This window comes from Nonomuraea endophytica, from assembly GCF_014203235.1.
Classification (GTDB): domain Bacteria; phylum Actinomycetota; class Actinomycetes; order Streptosporangiales; family Streptosporangiaceae; genus Nonomuraea; species Nonomuraea endophytica.
The window spans coordinates 65,539-80,176 of sequence record NZ_JACHIN010000009.1 but is presented as its reverse complement, the minus strand read 5'-3'; the positions used below and the strand labels follow the sequence as shown (position 1 = coordinate 80,176).

Here is a 14,638-nt window from a genome sequence, read left to right as displayed (position 1 = left end):
TTCGGGGTGCGCGAGGCCGGCATCGGCGTGCCCGGAAATCCCCTTATCTGAGGACGATGAATGAAACGGGTAGCTGCTGTGCTCGCCGCGCTCGCGGTGGGAACCGGGACGCTGACCGGCGTCTCCCACGCCGACTCCCTCGGCCGCTTCTACGGGCAGGAGGTCACCTGGACCGCCTGCGGAGACACCGCCCTGGACCAGGCGGGCGCCCAGTGCGCCCAGGTCGAGGTGCCTTTGGACTACTCCGCGCCGCGGGGCCGTACCCTCAAGGTCGCGATCTCCAGGATCAAGGCGAGCGACACCGCGCGGCGGCGCGGGATCATGCTCTCCAACCCCGGCGGGCCGGGCGGGGCAGGACTGCACTTCATGTTGTACGTGCGCGGCGGCCTGACCCCCGAGGTCGCCTCACGCTACGACCTGATCGGCATGGACCCGCGCGGCGTCGGGCGCAGCGCGGCCATCGACTGCGACTGGCCGGTCGGGCACATGCTCTGGTCGGCCGGGCTCACCAGGCGGGACTTCCGCGCCGCCGTACGGACGCAGGAAGATCTCGCGCGGCGGTGCGAGCAGAAGGAGGGCGACCGGATCGCCCACATCACCACCCGCAACACCGCGCGCGACATGGACGTCATCCGCGGCGCGCTCGGCGAGGCCAAGACGTCCTACCTGGGCTTCTCGTACGGCACCTACCTCGGCGCCGTCTACACGCAGATGTTCCCTCGGCGTGCCGACCGGTTCGTGCTGGACAGCGCGGTCGACCCGGCTTCCTACATGGCCGGGTCGATCAAGAAGCAGGGGCCGGTCAACGAGGCCGCGCTCGACGACTGGGCCGCCTGGACCGCCGCCCGCGACGCCGACTACAGCCTCGGCACGACTCGCGCGCGGGTGCGGGCCCGGGTCGAGGGGCTGGTCAGGCAGGCGGCCAGGTCGCCCATCCGGATCGGCACGCACCTGCTGGACGCGCGGTTCCTGCCGATGACGCTGTTCACGCTGCTGCAGGACGCCCGCTACAACGCGCACCTGGCGGCGCGGGTCCGGCAGATCGCCGACGCGGCCGAGGGCAAGCCCGTCCAGCCGAGCGCGGACTTCGACCAGGAACTGCGCCTGCACCTGAACGGCGAGCCGCAGGACCTCTCCAGCCAGGGGGCGGTGATCTGCGGTGACACGGCCGCGCCGCGGAATCCGGAAAGGTACTGGCGCGACATCCGGCGCAGCCGGGCCACGCAGCCGGTGTTCGGGGCCTATGCGAACAACATCACCGCGTGCGCGTTCTGGCGGGCGCCGCTGGAGCCGCGGACCGTGGTGCGCAACGACGTGCCCGCGCTGATCGTCCAGGCCACGCAGGACACCAGGACCGTCTACCAGGAAGGCGTGGCGCTGCGGCGGGCCATGCCGGGCTCGCGGCTGGTCACGCTGCAGGACGTGCGCATGCACGGAATCCTGGGCCGGCTGCGGAACGCCTGCGTGGAAGAGGCGGTCAACACCTACTTCCGCGACGGCGTCCTGCCCGCAGCCGACCTCACCTGCCGTGCCTAGGAGTCGCCCTCGAAGAGGCTCGTGACGCTGCCGTCGCTGAAGACCTCGGTGATCGCGCGGGCGATCAGCGGGGCGATGGACAGCACGGTCAGCTTGTCGAAGAGCTGGTGCTCGCGCAGCGGCAGCGTGTTGGTCACGATGACCTCGGAGATGCGCGAGTTCTTCAGCCGGTCGACGGCCGGGTCGGAGAAGACGGCGTGGGTGGCCGCCACGATCACGTCGGTGGCCCCCTGCTCGTAGAGGGCGTCGGCGGCCTTGCAGATGGTGCCGGCCGTGTCGATCATGTCGTCGATCAGCACACAGGTACGGCCGCGCACCTTGCCGACCACCTCGTTGACCTTCACCTGGTTGGCCACGTCGAGGTCGCGGCGCTTGTGGATGAAGGCCATCGGGGTGCCGAGCGTGTCAGCCCAGCGCTCCGACAGCCGCACGCGGCCGGTGTCGGGCGAGACGATCGTGGTGTTCTCCAGGTCGAGCTTGTCCTTGAGGTAGCGCTCAAGGACGGGCATGGCGAACAGGTGGTCCACCGGGCCGTCGAAGAAACCCTGGATCTGCGAGGTGTGCAGGTCGATCGACATCAGCCGGTCGGCGCCCGCGGTCTTGAACATGTCGGCCATCAGGCGGGCCGTGATCGGCTCGCGGCCGCGGCCCTTCTTGTCCTGGCGGGCGTAGCCGAAGAACGGCATGACCACGGTGATGCGCTTGGCGGATGCCCGCTTCAGCGCGTCGACCATGATGAGCTGTTCCATGATCCACTTGTTGATGGGCGCGGTGTGGCTCTGGATGACGAAGGCGTCGCAGCCGCGTACCGACTCCAGGTAGCGGGCGTAGATCTCGCCGTTGGCGAAGTCGTGGAGCTTGGTCGGGGTGAGCGAGACGCCGACGTTGTTGGCCACTTCCTCGGCCAGCTCGGGGTAGGCCCGGCCGGAAAAGAGCATCAGCTCTTTCTCACCTGGCTGCTTGATGCTGGTCACGTGCCACTCTCCTGCTGCTCTTGCTCAGCCAGCGCCCTTTCGGCGGCCGCGGCCGATTTCGTGCCCGCGCGCCTGCGCAAGACCCATTTCTCGATGTTGCGCTGCCGCGCTCTCGCCACCCCGATCGCTCCGGGTGGCACGTCGCCGTCGATGACGGAGCCGGCGGCCGTGTAGGCGCCGTCTCCTACCGTCACCGGGGCGACGAGCATGCTGTCACACCCCACGAACGCGCCGTCGCGCACGGTGGTGCGATGTTTGTCCACGCCGTCGTAGTTGACGAAGATCACCGCGGCGCCGATGTTCACGTCGTCGCCGATCGTGGCGTCGCCCGCGTACGACAGGTGCGGCACCTTGGAACGTTCGCCGACCTGGGTGTTCTTCATCTCCACGAACGTCCCGGCCTTCGACTTGCGGCCCAGGATGGTGCCGGGGCGCAGGTAGGCGTAGGGGCCGACGCTGGCGTCGGGGCCGATCTCGGCGCTGTCGCAGACCGCGTTGCGCACGACGGCGCCGGGGCCGACGGTGGTGTCGGTGAGCGTGGTGGCCGGGCCGACCTCGGCGCCCTCACCCACGACGGTCGCGCCGTGGAGCTGGGTCCCGGGGTGGAGCACGACGTCGGGCGCCAGCCGTACCTGGACGTCCACCCAGGTGGAGGCAGGGTCGACTACGGTGACGCCGCCGCGCATGTGGGATTCGAGCACGCGCTGGTTGAGCACCTTGCGCACGAACGCCAGCTGCACGCGGTCGTTGACGCCCTCGACCTCGACGTAGTCGGTGGCCACGTGCGCGCCGACGCGGTGACCGTCCTCGCGCAGGATGGACAGCACGTCGGTGAGGTATTCCTCGCCCTGCGCGTTGTCCGTCGACACCCGCTTGACCGCGTCGGCCAGCAGGAGGCCGTCGAAGGCGTAGATGCCGGAGTTCATCTCGTCGATGGCGCGCTGGTCGTCGGTGGCGTCCTTGTGCTCGACGATCTGCAGCACGGCGCCGGACTCGTCGCGGACGATCCGCCCGTAACCAGTCGGGTCGGGCACCTTCGCGGTCAGCACGGTGACGGCGTTGCCGTCCTCGGCGTGCTGGGCGAGCAGCTCCGCGAGCGTCTCGGTGCGCAGCAGCGGCACGTCGCCGTACGTGACGAGGACCGTGCCATTGATCGTGCCCGTCTCCTCCAGCACCGTGCGGACGGCGTGGCCGGTCCCGCGCTGCTCGTGCTGCACGACGGCGCGCGCGTCAGGGCTGGTCTCGGCGAGATGGGCGCCGACACGCTCGCGCGCGTGACCGATGACGACGATCAGCCGCTCGGGTTTCAGGTCGCGGGCGGCCGCGAGCATGTGGTCGACCAACGCGCGGCCGCACACCTCGTGGAGGACTTTCGGGGTCTGGCTCTTCATCCGGGTGCCCTCGCCTGCGGCGAGGACGACGACTGCTGCCGGGCGCGGCACACTCACGGACTGAGGCTCCCTGTGGCTGGACGGATCAGGGCTGTTGGTACGGCTACCGCACCGCTACCCTCCCGACACGCTGAGGATACCTGCCCAACCACAACAGCGGACTCCGCCCCCTGCTGACGTGCTGTCGAACTCCTGCTATGGCTCCCGGGAGAGGATTCGAACCCCTACAAAGAACACCAAAAATTCTCGTCCTGCCTGGTTAGACGACCCGGGATAGGTTCAGTCGGGGTACAGCTTACCGATCGAGAGTGGGTCTTGCCGACACCATTGTCCCCAGAGCCCATCCTTCGATCTTCTTGTAGGTCTCCAGACCTCGCCGGACGTCGACGCGAAGGCATCCTCGATAGTCCTCACCGGTATTCCTGCGGACCGTCGCCGGGTTGTGACGCTTCAGCGTGGTCTTCCGGAACTGGCTCCTGTCGGCCCCCGTCATCTCCAACCAGTAGCGTTCGGCCGCCTCGACATCGGCGGACTCATGAATGTGCACGCGGAAGTAGAGGCTCTCCAGGGGCACCCCCGCGACCTCCAGAAAGCGGATGAAGAGCAGCACCAGCCCTGGATCGCTGTTGATGAAGGTTACGTGGTTGTCGGCGCGATGCGGCTTGTTCTTCGCCCCCTCACACCAGTAGGCGATCGCCCCCGCGATCAGGATCTCGCGATAAGACAGCATGCCGATCTCGTCTTGCGCCCTCTGACGGACGTCCTCACGCTCGGCCCTGCGCCGGGCCCCTTCCTCCGCCCAGTAGCGCCGCCGGCCCTCGTCGTTGCGCCTGCGGGACTCCTCGTAGCTCAACCGCCCCTCGCGTGGCAGGTCGCGCACCCACAACGAGACGGAGGACTTCGACACTCCGAGCTCAGCGGCGATCTCCGGATACGTCCGCCCTTGAGCGCGCAACTCGCGCGCTCTCTCGCGCAGGTCGTCCTTGGCGCTGCCGCGCAGCGCCGACTCCTTCGGGACGGTGTCCCACAGGACTTTGGTCAGCTGATAGTTGCTGGTCAGCCCCAGGATGTCCTTGATCTGCATCCTGGACTTGCCCTCGGCCCGCAACTGGATGGCCCGAGCACGGATCTGGACCCAGTCCCGTTTCATCAGCATGGCCAAATAGTATCCGATCGGATACTGATCGACCAGCTCTCGAAGGTAAATAGACAGCCTTAGGGCTTCCTTACTTACGACAGCGTAGGTTACGTTTGCGTAGGCAGGACATTCTCCCCATACACGTCGTGAGAGGTAGCCAATGACCGTAGTTGCCGAGCGTTCCGCTCCCGGTCCCAAGCCGGAGGCCGATCCGGAGCCCAGGACCAAGGTCGAGCTTCTGACCTTCGGCCTGGTGGTGGGCCTGCCGCTGGTCGCCATCGCGGCCGCGGTGCCGTTCGCGTGGGGGTGGGGGCTCGGCTGGACGGACGTGGCGATCGCCTTCGTCTTCTACATCGTCTCCGGCCTCGGCGTCACCGTCGGCCTGCACCGCTACTTCACCCACGGCTCGTTCAAGGCCAAGCGCCCGCTGAAGATCGCGCTCGGCATCGCGGGCAGCCTGTCGCTCGAGATGTCCGTGCTCGACTGGGTGGCCACCCACCGCAAGCACCACAAGTTCTCCGACAAGGAAGGCGACCCGCACTCGCCGTGGCGGTTCGGCCCCGGCTTCAAGTCGCTGACGAAGGGCCTGCTCTACGCCCACATGGGCTGGATGTTCGACGCCGAGCGGACCAACCGGGAAAAGTACGCCCCCGACCTGGTCAAGGACGACGACGTCGTCAAGCTGCACAAGTGGTTTCCGGCCCTGGCCATCACCTCGATCTTCCTGCCGGGCATCCTCGGCGGCCTGCTCACCTGGTCCTGGCAGGGTGCGCTGACCGCGCTGTTCTGGGGCTCGCTGGTACGCATCGGCCTGCTGCACCACGTCACCTGGTCGATCAACTCCATCTGCCACGTCTTCGGCGACGAGGAGTTCCAGGTACGCGACAAGTCGCGCAACGTCTGGTGGCTGGCGATCCCGTCCTTCGGTGAGTCGTGGCACAACCTGCACCACTCGGACCCCACCTGCGCCCGTCACGGCGCGCTCAAGGGGCAGATCGACCTGAGCGCCGGCCTGATCCGGATCTTCGAGAAGCTCGGCTGGGTCTCCGACGTACGCTGGCCGACCCCCGAGCGCCTGGCGGCGAAGCGCATTGCCTGAGGCGACCGCTGTGTCGGCGGGCACTGCAATTATGGAGAATGTGACCACCGAACCCCGATCTCGCAGACGCATGTCAGGAAGAGAACGCCGAGAGCAGCTGATTCGCATCAGCCGCACGCTCTTCGCCGAGAAGGGGTTCGACGGGACCTCTATCGAGGAGATCGCGGCCACCGCACAGGTCTCCAAGCCGGTCGTCTACGAGCACTTCGGCGGCAAGGAGGGCGTCTACGCGGTCGTCGTGGACCGGGAGATGCAGAAGCTCCTCGGCATGATCACCGCGGCCCTCTCGGCGTCCCACTCGCTGATCAAGCTGGAGCGGGCGGCGCTGGCGCTGCTGCAATATATCGAGGAGAGCAGCGAGGGGTTCCGCATCCTGGTGCGCGACTCCCACGCGGCCTCGGGCACGGGCACGTTCGCCAGCCTGATAAGCGAGATCGCCAGTCAGGTGGAGGACGTGCTCGCCGACGAGTTCGCCGGCCGGGGCTATGACCCGAAGCTCGCCCCCATGTACGCGCAGATGCTGGTCGGCATGGTGGCACTCACCGGCCAGTGGTGGCTCGACGTGCGCAAGCCGGGGCGCGAGGAGGTCGCCGCGCACCTGGTCAACCTGGCCTGGAACGGCCTGACCGGGCTCAACCCCCAGCCGCGCATCACCGCCGCCACCCGCGAGGGCGCCGAGCTCGCGGTCAGCGTGCCGCCGCGGGCCAGCGAGAAGGAGCTGCGCGAGCTGGAGAAGCTGCGCGAGCGCGAGGCCAAGGAGGCCGAGAAGCTCCGTCAGCGCGAGCTGAAGGAGGCGGAGAAGGCCAGGCTGCGCGAGCTCAAGGAGCGTGAACGGCTGCTCAAGGAAGCGGAGAAGGCGCGTGAAAGAGAGGACAAGCTGCGTCAGCGCGAAGCGCGGCTGGCGGAGCGGGCCGCCAAATTGGGCCAGGGCGACCAGTCAGAGTAAGCCGTTGAGACGTCGTTAACGTTCTGTTCAATCAAACAGGGCATATTGCTCATATGTCCGCGGAACCGTTGCACCCAGGAAACGACTTGCCCTTGCCCCAGGAGCGGTTCCTCAACCGTGAGGAGAGCTGGCTTCAGTTCAACCAACGGGTGCTGGAACTGGCCGAAGACGACTCGCTGCCCCTGCTGGAGCGGGTGCGCTTCCTCGCGATCTTCGCGAGCAACCTGGATGAGTTCTTCCGGGTGCGGGTGGCGGGTCTCAAGCGGCGGATGGCCACCGGCCTGCTGCTGCGGACCAAGAGCGGGCTGAAGCCGCGCGAAGAGCTGGCCCGGATCGCCACGATCGCCGGCGACCTGGCCAAGCGGCACGCGGCGGGCTTCCACGAGCGGATCAGCCCGCAGCTCGCCGGCGAGGGCATCGAGATCGTCCGCTGGGACGACCTGGGCCGCGAGGAACGCACCGAGTTGCGCAAGCTGTTCCGCGAGCGCATCCGCCCGGTGCTCACGCCGCTGGCGGTGGACCCCGCCCACCCTTTTCCCTATATTTCCGGCCTGAGCCTCAACCTTGCCGTCGTGGTGCGGAATCCGACCAACGGTCACACGGTCTTCGCCCGGGTCAAGGTCCCGTCCCAGTTGCCGCGTTTCGTCACCGCCTCGAAGGATCGTTTCGTCCCGCTTGAGGATGTGATCGCCGCCCATCTCGGCCAGCTGTTCAAGGGCATGGAGATCGTCCAGCACCACGTCTTCCGCGTCACCCGCAACGAGGACCTCGACGTCGACGAGGACGTCACCGAGAACCTCATGCAGGCGTTGGAGAAGGAACTGCTCAAGCGCCGCTTCGGCCCGCCGGTCCGGCTGGAGGTCGAGGACACCATCACCACCGAGGTGCTCGACCTCCTCGTCGAGGAGCTGGGCGTCGCGCCGCACGAGATCTACCGGGTCGCCGGGCCGCTCGACCTGACCGGTCTGCACGCCATCGCCGACCTGGACCGGGGCGAGCTCAGCTACCGGCCGTTCGTGCCGGCGGAAGCCGTACACGCCGATGACGACGTCTTCTCCGTGCTGCGCGAGCGTGACGTGCTCCTGCACCACCCCTACGACTCCTTCGCTACCAGCGTGCAGCGCTTCATCGAGGAGGCGGCGGCCGACCCGCGCGTACTGGCGATCAAGCAGACCCTCTACCGCACCAGCGGCGACTCCCCGATCGTGGACGCGCTCATCGACGCGGCCGAGGCCGGCAAGCAGGTCGTCGTGGTCGTGGAGATCAAGGCCCGCTTCGACGAGCACGCCAACATCTCCTGGGCCCGCAAGCTGGAGCGCGCGGGCTGCCACGTGGTCTACGGCGTCGTGGGCCTGAAGACCCACTGCAAACTCGCCCTCGTCGTACGGCAGGAGCCGTCCGGAGAGCTGCGCCGCTACTGCCACATCGGAACCGGCAACTACAACCCCAAGACGGCCAGGCACTACGAGGACTTCGGCCTGCTGACCTCCGACCCGCTGGTCGGCGAGGACGTCACCGACCTGTTCATCCACCTGACCGGCTACTCCAACCACTCCGCCTACCGCCGCCTCCTGGTCGCCCCGCACTCGCTGCGCGGCGGCCTGCTGGCCAGGATCGAACGGGAGATCGCCCACCAGCAGGCCGGGCGCCCCGCCAGGATCCGGATCAAGACGAACTCGCTGGTCGACGAGCCCCTGATCGACGCCCTCTACCGGGCTTCGCGCGCGGGCGTCCCGGTGGACCTGTGGGTACGCGGCATCTGCATCCTGCGTCCGGGCATCCCCGACCTGTCGGAGAACATCCGCGTACGCTCGATCCTCGGCCGGTTCCTGGAGCATTCGCGTGTCTACGAGTTCGGGCTCGGCCGCCGCCCCGAGGTGTGGGTGGGCAGCGCCGACCTCATGCGCCGCAACCTGGACCGCCGGGTCGAGGCCCTGGTCAAGGTGACCGGGCAGCAGCACAAGGCGTACCTCATCGAGCTGATGGACCTGGCCATGGCCGACACCACCAACGCGTGGTGGCTCAAGGCCGACGGCACCTGGGTGCGGCACCAGGGCGAGGACCTGCAGACCCACCTCATCGGCACCCGCCGCTGGAGAACCGTTGATGACTGAGATCTTCCGGGCCGCCGGCGCGGTGGTGTGGCGAGGCGACGCGAACAACCCCGAAGTGGCGCTGATCCACCGTGATCGTTACAACGACTGGACCTTCCCCAAGGGCAAGCTGAAGACCGGCGAGCACATGATCGCCGCCGCGGTCCGCGAGGTACGCGAGGAGACGGGCATCACCGCGCACCTGGGCCGCGCCCTGCCGCCGATCCACTACCTGTTCAAGGGCCGGCTGAAACGCGTCGACTACTGGGCCGCCCAGATGGCCGACGAGGTGCCGTTCGTACCGAATGACGAGGTCGACGCCCTGGAGTGGGTGTCGATCGCCGACGCCCGCAGCCGCCTCACCTACTCCTGGGACGGTGGCCTCCTGCACGCGCTGACCGCCGTGCCTCTGCGCACCGTCCCCCTTGTCCTGATACGGCATGGCAGCGCCGGATCCCGGCAGAACTGGAAGGGCGACGACGACCTGCGCCCGCTGGAGGCCGAGGGCTACGTCCAGGCGGTCACGCTCGCCCAGGTGCTGCCCGCCTACCGCCCCGAGGTGCTGCTCAGCTCGCCGAGCCTGCGCTGCGTGCAGACGATGGAGGCGTTCTCCACCGGCGTCACGACCGATCCGCTGCTCAGCGAGCGGCACCAGGACGCCGACAAGACGCCCGCGCTGGTGAACGGCATCACCGTGCCCGCCGCCGTCTGCAGCCACGGGAAGGTGCTGCCGCACCTGATCTCCGCGCTCAGCGGCGTCGACGTCCACTTGCGCAAGGGCGCCTTCGCCGTCCTGCACCGGGTCGGCACCAGGACGGTCAGTGTCGAACGCTATTCCACGTGACGGGCAGCTTCGCGAAGCCCTGGGTCAGCCGGCCGGTGTTCACCTCCAGCTCTTGCAACGGGACGGCGAGGCGTAGCCCTTCGAAGCGCTGGAAGAGGCGGCTGAAGACCGCCTCCAGCTCGACCCTGGCCAGGGTGGCGCCGAGGCAGAAGCGCGGGCCGTACCCGAAGCCGAGGTGCGGGTCGCCGGGTTTGCGGTGCAGGTCGAAGACGTCGGGGTCGGAGAAGACCCGTTCGTCGCGGTTGGCGGCGTCGGTGGAGATCAGCACCGCGTCGCCCTTGTGAATGGTCAGCCCGCCGTACTCGACGTCCTCGCGGGCCCAGCGCGGGATGCCGTGCAGGCTGGGCACGGCCATGCGCAGGATCTCCTCGACCGCCGCGGGCGCCAGCGACGGGTCTCGCTCCAGCTCGGCGAGCTGGTCGGGGCGCTCCAGCAGGAGCAGCACGCCGTAGTCGATCCGGCCGACGGTCGTCTCGTGGCCGGCGAACAGCAGGCCGCCGGCCAGCCGGGCGACCGTACCGTCGTCGTCGATGACACCGGCGAGGTCGGTCAGCACGTCCTCGCCCGGCTCGCGGCGCTTTCGCTCGATCAGTCCGGCCATGTACGCGCCCATCTCGGCGCGGGCCGCCTCGCCCTTGACCGCGTCGTCGATGTCGCCCATGCGGATGGAGACCTCGCCGAAGTAGCCCCTGTCCTCGAACGGCACGCCGAGCAGCTGGCAGATCACCAGCACCGGCAGCGGGAAGGACAGCTCGGCGTGCAGGTCGACGGGCGGGTTCAGGCCGGCCAGGTGGTCCAGGCGCTCGTCGACCAGCGTTCCGACGTGCTCGGCCAGCGCCTTCATCCGGCGGGCCGAGAACGACGGCTGGAACAACCGCCGCATCCGCTCGTGGTCGGCCTTCTCGGTGGCGTGGTCGCCCTGCGGGCCGCCCAGCAGCGCCGAGCCGGAGATGCGCGCCGCCTTCTCCGGCTCGGGGTGCGAGCGGCCGAGAAGCGGCTCGGCGAACAGTTTGCGGGCGTCCTCATAGCCGCTGACCAGCCAGACTTCGTCGCCGGTCCGGGTGCGGACCTTGGCGATGCCCTGTTGTAGTCGTAGCTCGCGGTAGGCGGCCGGAACGTCCAGAGGTGTGGTGCGCTCGAATGGGATGACGGGGAGCTCACTCATAGGATCTTTCTAACAGCCTCCACCGTCTTCTCCCAGACCGCCGGGAACTCGGCGTGCGCCCGCTCGGCTGTGCTCTTCTCCATGCCGATCAGCAGACCGTAGGTGAACGTGTCCTCGCCCGCCTGCCGCGCGCTCTCGGCCTCCTTCGCGAGCGTCTCCTGCGCGACCACCCCGTCCTGATAGAGCCCCAGGATCTCCTGTACGGCTTCCGCGTGCTTGGCCAGCTTCTTCATCCCGAGCGCCTCGGCCGTGTAGCGGGCGCGCTTGGCCGCCTTGCGCACGTCGTGCATGGCGATCTCGCGGCGTTCCTCGTCCTCGATGGCCTGCGCGTGGTCGTAGGCGTCGGTGACCCGCTTCCAGTTCTTGGCCGCGACGCCCTGGAGCGTCGCCTCGGCCGGCTTGCCCGCGGGCTTGGCCAGCTCGGGCTCGGCCAGCAGTGCGTCCAGGTCGTTGAGCAGCGTGTAGTAGCGGTCGCCGCTCAGGGCCTCCCTGATCCGGTTGTAGGACTCCTGCTCGCGCTTGAGCAGGTCGTCGCCCAGGCGTTCCTGGATCGGGCCGTGGACCAGCTCCGGGGCCAGCGACCGCAGGAGGCCGGCGAACCTGGCCCTGGTCACCTCCAGGTCCCGGGCCTCGCCGAGGACCGTTCCCAGCCAGCGCAGCTCGTCCTGGACGTGCTCGGTGCCGGTGACGATGCTCTTGAACGCCTTCAGCGCGCTGCGCATGCGCCTCGCTGCCACCCGGGCCTGGTGAACGGCGTCGTCCTCGGCCCGCCGTACCCTCGGATCCTGCGACAGCAGGGCGCTGACCTGGCTGTCGAGGTAGTCCATGACGACCTCGCCCGCTGAGCCCGGCTTGGCCGGCCCGCCCGGACGGGGCGGCTGGTCGAGCAGCCGCGCGAGCTTGCTGGACGACTCGGCCGGCGTGGCGCCCGCCTTCATGAGGCGTTTGCCCACCTTGGCGAGCACCGCCTGGTCGCCTTCGAGCAGCTCCGCCTCGACCTCGCGCCAGCGCTCCACCCGCGGCTCGTCGCCGAACACCGTGCCCTTGACCCGGTCGTCGGCGATCTCCACCAGCGGGCTGCCGCCGACGGAGACGACCGTGACGTTCCTGCGGGTGTCCAGCTCGGCGACCTGGACGAGCTCCGCGCCCCGGGTGTAGGCCCGCACCAGGTTCTCCAGCGGCGCCGGGACGACCTTGGTGCTGCGCGTCAGCGGATGTGTGATCTCCTGGCGCGCCCCCTTGGCCTTGGGGAGTTTCAGGTGCCAACCGGGATCGGAGCCGCCACGCCTGCGCCGCAACGTGATCCCGCGAGCTGCCAGCCGCAGGTCGGGAGTGTCGTAATAGAGCGCGACGAGCTGATAGCCCTTCGGCCCGTCCACGTCACCGATCTTGCTCAGGTCCGGGATGGCGTAATCGTCGGCGACGTCGAACTTGTCTTCGATCTCGATGCCCACAGCACCTCGCAAGTGTCCGATTTCGGAACATCATGCCACTGGAAGGTTAACTTCACACGACCTGCAGGAGCTCGATTCTGTTCCCCACGGGGTCGGTGACGTAGACGCGGCGATATCCGGGGAACAGCAGGTCCACCTCGCCTTCGGGCAGTTCGTCCACCAGGAAAGCGGGATGGGCCTTCCTGGCGGGGCGGAAGTCCTCCTCGATGCCGAGGTGCACCTCCACGCCGTCGCCCCGGAACCAGGCGCCGCCGCGCTTGGCCAGTTCCTCCGGCTTCGGCACCTCGGTGAGGCCGAGGAAACCGGAGTAGAACTCTCTGAGCTGCGGCTCGCTGCCTTTCGGCGCCGCCAACTGGACATGGTGCATGGCGATGAGCTTCACGCGTGCGCCACCTCTTTGCGGGCTTTGTGGGCTTTGTGAGCCACTACGAAGATGCGCCGGAAGGGGAAGGCGGTGCCGTACTCCTTGCGAGGATATGCCGCATCGAAGAGCTTTTTGAGGTCCCGCTTGAAGGACGTCTGCTCACCGGGGTTGAGGCGGTCCAGAACCGGCCGCAGGGCGGTGCCGGAGACCCAGGTCAGCACGGCGTCATCGCCCTGGAGCAACTGGACGTAGGTGGTTTCCCAGGCGTCGACGCGGACGCCCATGGCGCTGAGCAGTTCCATGTACTCCACAGGCGTGGAGACCGGCGCGCCCCGGTCGAACTCGCCGAGCTTGTCGCGCCAGGTGTCGCTCCGGCAGAGCTCGCGGATCAGCACGTGGCTGGGCGCGTCGAAGTTGCCCGGCACCTGGAACGCCAGCCAGCCGTCGTCGGCGAGCGCGTCGACCCAGTGTCCGAGCAGGTCGCGGTGGGTGGGTACCCACTGGAGCACCGCGTTGGAGACCAGGACGTCCACCGGCCGGTCGGGACGCCACAGGGTGACGTCGGCCACCGTGAACTTGCCGCCGGTCTCGCGGGCCTTGGCGATCATCGCGGGCGAGGAGTCGAACCCCTCGACCGTCGCCCCCGGCCAGCGCTCGGCCAGCGCCATGGTGAGCTCGCCGGTGCCACACCCGGCATCTACGACATACTGGGGTGCGTCAGCCTGGATTCTGGCGGTCAAGTCGAAGAACGGCCGTGACCGCTCGTCGGCGTAGCGTTCGTACGTTGACGGGTCCCAGATATCTCTCGACATAGAGATATTTGATATCGAGATATGTATCTCGATGTCAAGACAGTAGACTGCATCCATGACGGATGCGCACGAGTCCCTTGACGAGGTCGACCGGCTGGTCGCCGCCTGGCGGACCGAGCGGCCCGACCTCGACGTCGAACCCCTCCAGGTGCTCTCCCGCGTCTCCCGCCTAGCCAAGCACCTCGACCGGGCCCGCCGCGCCGCCTTTGCCGAGCACGACCTCGAACCATGGGAGTTCGACGTGCTGACGGCGCTGCGGCGAGCAGGCAAACCCTATGAGTTGTCCCCCGGAGCCCTCCTCCGCGCCACGCTGGTGACCTCAGGCACGATGACCAACCGCATCGACCGCCTCGCCCAGGCCGGCCTCGTCCGCCGCCGCCCCGACCCCGAGGACCGGCGCGGCGTGCTCGTCACCTTGACGGACACGGGGTTGCAACGGGTGGACTCGGCCTTCTCGGGGCTGCTACGCCGCGAACACGACCTCCTCGCCGGCCTCGACGAGCCCCACCAACGCGCCCTCGCCGCCCTCCTCCGCACCCTCCTCGCCCCCTTCGACGCAGGCTCGTCCAACTAGCCGCCGTCTCTTTCTTCCTTCGGGGAGCTCTTTCTTCCTTCGGGGAGCTCTTTCTTCTGCGGGTGGCGCACCGAGACACGACACTCTGCGCTCACGGCGCGCTGAGCCACGGCGCTCTGCGCTCACGGCGCGCTGAGCCACGGCGCTCTGCACTCACGGCGCGCTGAGCCACGGCGCTCTGCACTCACGGCGCGCTGAGCCACGGCGCTCTGCACTCACGGCGCGCTGAGCCACGGCGCTCTGCACTC

Annotated in this window: 13 protein-coding genes and 1 tRNA gene; 6 read left to right on the top strand and 8 right to left on the bottom strand. The window is 68.5% G+C overall.

Annotated elements, in window-relative coordinates:
* The first annotated feature begins 60 nt into the window (after nt 1-60).
* Nucleotides 61-1,536 carry an alpha/beta fold hydrolase gene (locus tag HNR40_RS30845; protein ID WP_184967498.1) on the top strand — a complete coding sequence of 492 codons (1,476 nt, stop codon included), beginning with the start codon at nt 61-63 and terminating at the stop codon, nt 1,534-1,536.
* On the opposite strand, the gene HNR40_RS30840 is transcribed toward HNR40_RS30845, so the two are convergent.
* The 4 genes from HNR40_RS30840 to HNR40_RS30825 form a co-directional block, all read right to left on the bottom strand.
* Complete coding sequence (locus HNR40_RS30840) at nt 1,533-2,510, bottom strand: ribose-phosphate diphosphokinase (RefSeq protein ID WP_184967496.1); 978 nt, start codon at nt 2,508-2,510, stop codon at nt 1,533-1,535. The two genes, HNR40_RS30845 and HNR40_RS30840, sit on opposite strands and share 4 nt — an antisense overlap.
* Entirely contained in the window at nt 2,507-3,958 is a 1,452-nt protein-coding gene (glmU, locus tag HNR40_RS30835; protein WP_184967494.1) for a bifunctional UDP-N-acetylglucosamine diphosphorylase/glucosamine-1-phosphate N-acetyltransferase GlmU, read from the bottom strand. Before glmU ends, HNR40_RS30840 begins: the two co-directional genes overlap by 4 nt.
* Nucleotides 3,959-4,099: 141 nt before the next feature.
* A tRNA-Gln gene (locus HNR40_RS30830) sits at nt 4,100-4,175 on the bottom strand.
* Between the two features lie 21 nt (nt 4,176-4,196).
* A complete protein-coding gene (locus tag HNR40_RS30825) occupies nt 4,197-5,057 on the bottom strand; it encodes a helix-turn-helix domain-containing protein (RefSeq protein ID WP_184967492.1) in 861 nt (286 codons plus the stop codon).
* Between the two features lie 142 nt (nt 5,058-5,199).
* Here HNR40_RS30825 and HNR40_RS30820 point away from each other — a divergent pair, with 142 nt between their 5' ends.
* From HNR40_RS30820 to HNR40_RS30805, 4 genes are all read left to right on the top strand, one after another.
* Nucleotides 5,200-6,138: an acyl-CoA desaturase gene (locus HNR40_RS30820; RefSeq protein ID WP_184967490.1), complete on the top strand. Its 939-nt coding sequence runs from the start codon at nt 5,200-5,202 to the stop codon at nt 6,136-6,138.
* A gap of 70 nt (nt 6,139-6,208) precedes the next feature.
* On the top strand, nt 6,209-7,084 hold the full coding sequence (locus HNR40_RS30815; protein WP_221341052.1) for a TetR/AcrR family transcriptional regulator: 876 nt from the start codon (nt 6,209-6,211) through the stop codon (nt 7,082-7,084).
* A 53-nt stretch (nt 7,085-7,137) separates the two neighbouring features.
* Nucleotides 7,138-9,198, top strand: a complete 2,061-nt coding sequence (locus HNR40_RS30810) for an RNA degradosome polyphosphate kinase (RefSeq protein ID WP_184967486.1) — start codon at nt 7,138-7,140, stop codon at nt 9,196-9,198.
* Nucleotides 9,191-10,021 carry an NUDIX hydrolase gene (locus tag HNR40_RS30805; protein WP_221341051.1) on the top strand — a complete coding sequence of 277 codons (831 nt, stop codon included), beginning with the start codon at nt 9,191-9,193 and terminating at the stop codon, nt 10,019-10,021. Before HNR40_RS30810 ends, HNR40_RS30805 begins: the two co-directional genes overlap by 8 nt.
* Here HNR40_RS30805 and HNR40_RS30800 read toward each other — a convergent pair.
* Genes HNR40_RS30800 through HNR40_RS30785 form a run of 4 tightly spaced genes read right to left on the bottom strand, consistent with a single transcriptional unit; the run spans nt 9,996 to nt 13,816 of the window.
* Nucleotides 9,996-11,186, bottom strand: coding sequence for a cytochrome P450 (locus tag HNR40_RS30800; protein WP_184967484.1), 1,191 nt, complete (start codon nt 11,184-11,186; stop codon nt 9,996-9,998). The genes HNR40_RS30805 and HNR40_RS30800 overlap by 26 nt on opposite strands.
* Nucleotides 11,183-12,640, bottom strand: coding sequence for a CYTH and CHAD domain-containing protein (locus HNR40_RS30795; protein WP_184967482.1), 1,458 nt, complete (start codon nt 12,638-12,640; stop codon nt 11,183-11,185). Before HNR40_RS30795 ends, HNR40_RS30800 begins: the two co-directional genes overlap by 4 nt.
* Nucleotides 12,641-12,692: 52 nt before the next feature.
* Nucleotides 12,693-13,022, bottom strand: a complete 330-nt coding sequence (locus HNR40_RS30790) for a VOC family protein (protein ID WP_312896569.1) — start codon at nt 13,020-13,022, stop codon at nt 12,693-12,695.
* The gene (locus HNR40_RS30785; RefSeq protein ID WP_221341049.1) at nt 13,019-13,816 is read right to left on the bottom strand and encodes a trans-aconitate 2-methyltransferase; all 798 of its coding nucleotides are present in this window, start codon (nt 13,814-13,816) and stop codon (nt 13,019-13,021) included. The genes HNR40_RS30790 and HNR40_RS30785 overlap by 4 nt, the downstream gene beginning before the upstream one ends.
* Before the next feature lie 55 nt (nt 13,817-13,871).
* Here HNR40_RS30785 and HNR40_RS30780 point away from each other — a divergent pair, with 55 nt between their 5' ends.
* Nucleotides 13,872-14,390: a MarR family winged helix-turn-helix transcriptional regulator gene (locus HNR40_RS30780; RefSeq protein ID WP_184967480.1), complete on the top strand. Its 519-nt coding sequence runs from the start codon at nt 13,872-13,874 to the stop codon at nt 14,388-14,390.
* Nucleotides 14,391-14,638: the final 248 nt, after the last annotated feature.

Coding starts and splice junctions, on each gene's coding strand:
- HNR40_RS30825 (WP_184967492.1), bottom strand. CDS start 5,057: ATGCTGATGAAACGGGACTGGGTCCAGATCCGTGCTCGGGCCATCCAG.
- HNR40_RS30845 (WP_184967498.1), top strand. CDS start 61: ATGAAACGGGTAGCTGCTGTGCTCGCCGCGCTCGCGGTGGGAACCGGG.
- HNR40_RS30780 (WP_184967480.1), top strand. CDS start 13,872: ATGACGGATGCGCACGAGTCCCTTGACGAGGTCGACCGGCTGGTCGCC.
- HNR40_RS30805 (WP_221341051.1), top strand. CDS start 9,191: ATGACTGAGATCTTCCGGGCCGCCGGCGCGGTGGTGTGGCGAGGCGAC.
- HNR40_RS30815 (WP_221341052.1), top strand. CDS start 6,209: ATGTCAGGAAGAGAACGCCGAGAGCAGCTGATTCGCATCAGCCGCACG.
- HNR40_RS30810 (WP_184967486.1), top strand. CDS start 7,138: ATGTCCGCGGAACCGTTGCACCCAGGAAACGACTTGCCCTTGCCCCAG.
- HNR40_RS30785 (WP_221341049.1), bottom strand. CDS start 13,816: ATGTCGAGAGATATCTGGGACCCGTCAACGTACGAACGCTACGCCGAC.
- HNR40_RS30800 (WP_184967484.1), bottom strand. CDS start 11,186: ATGAGTGAGCTCCCCGTCATCCCATTCGAGCGCACCACACCTCTGGAC.
- HNR40_RS30820 (WP_184967490.1), top strand. CDS start 5,200: ATGACCGTAGTTGCCGAGCGTTCCGCTCCCGGTCCCAAGCCGGAGGCC.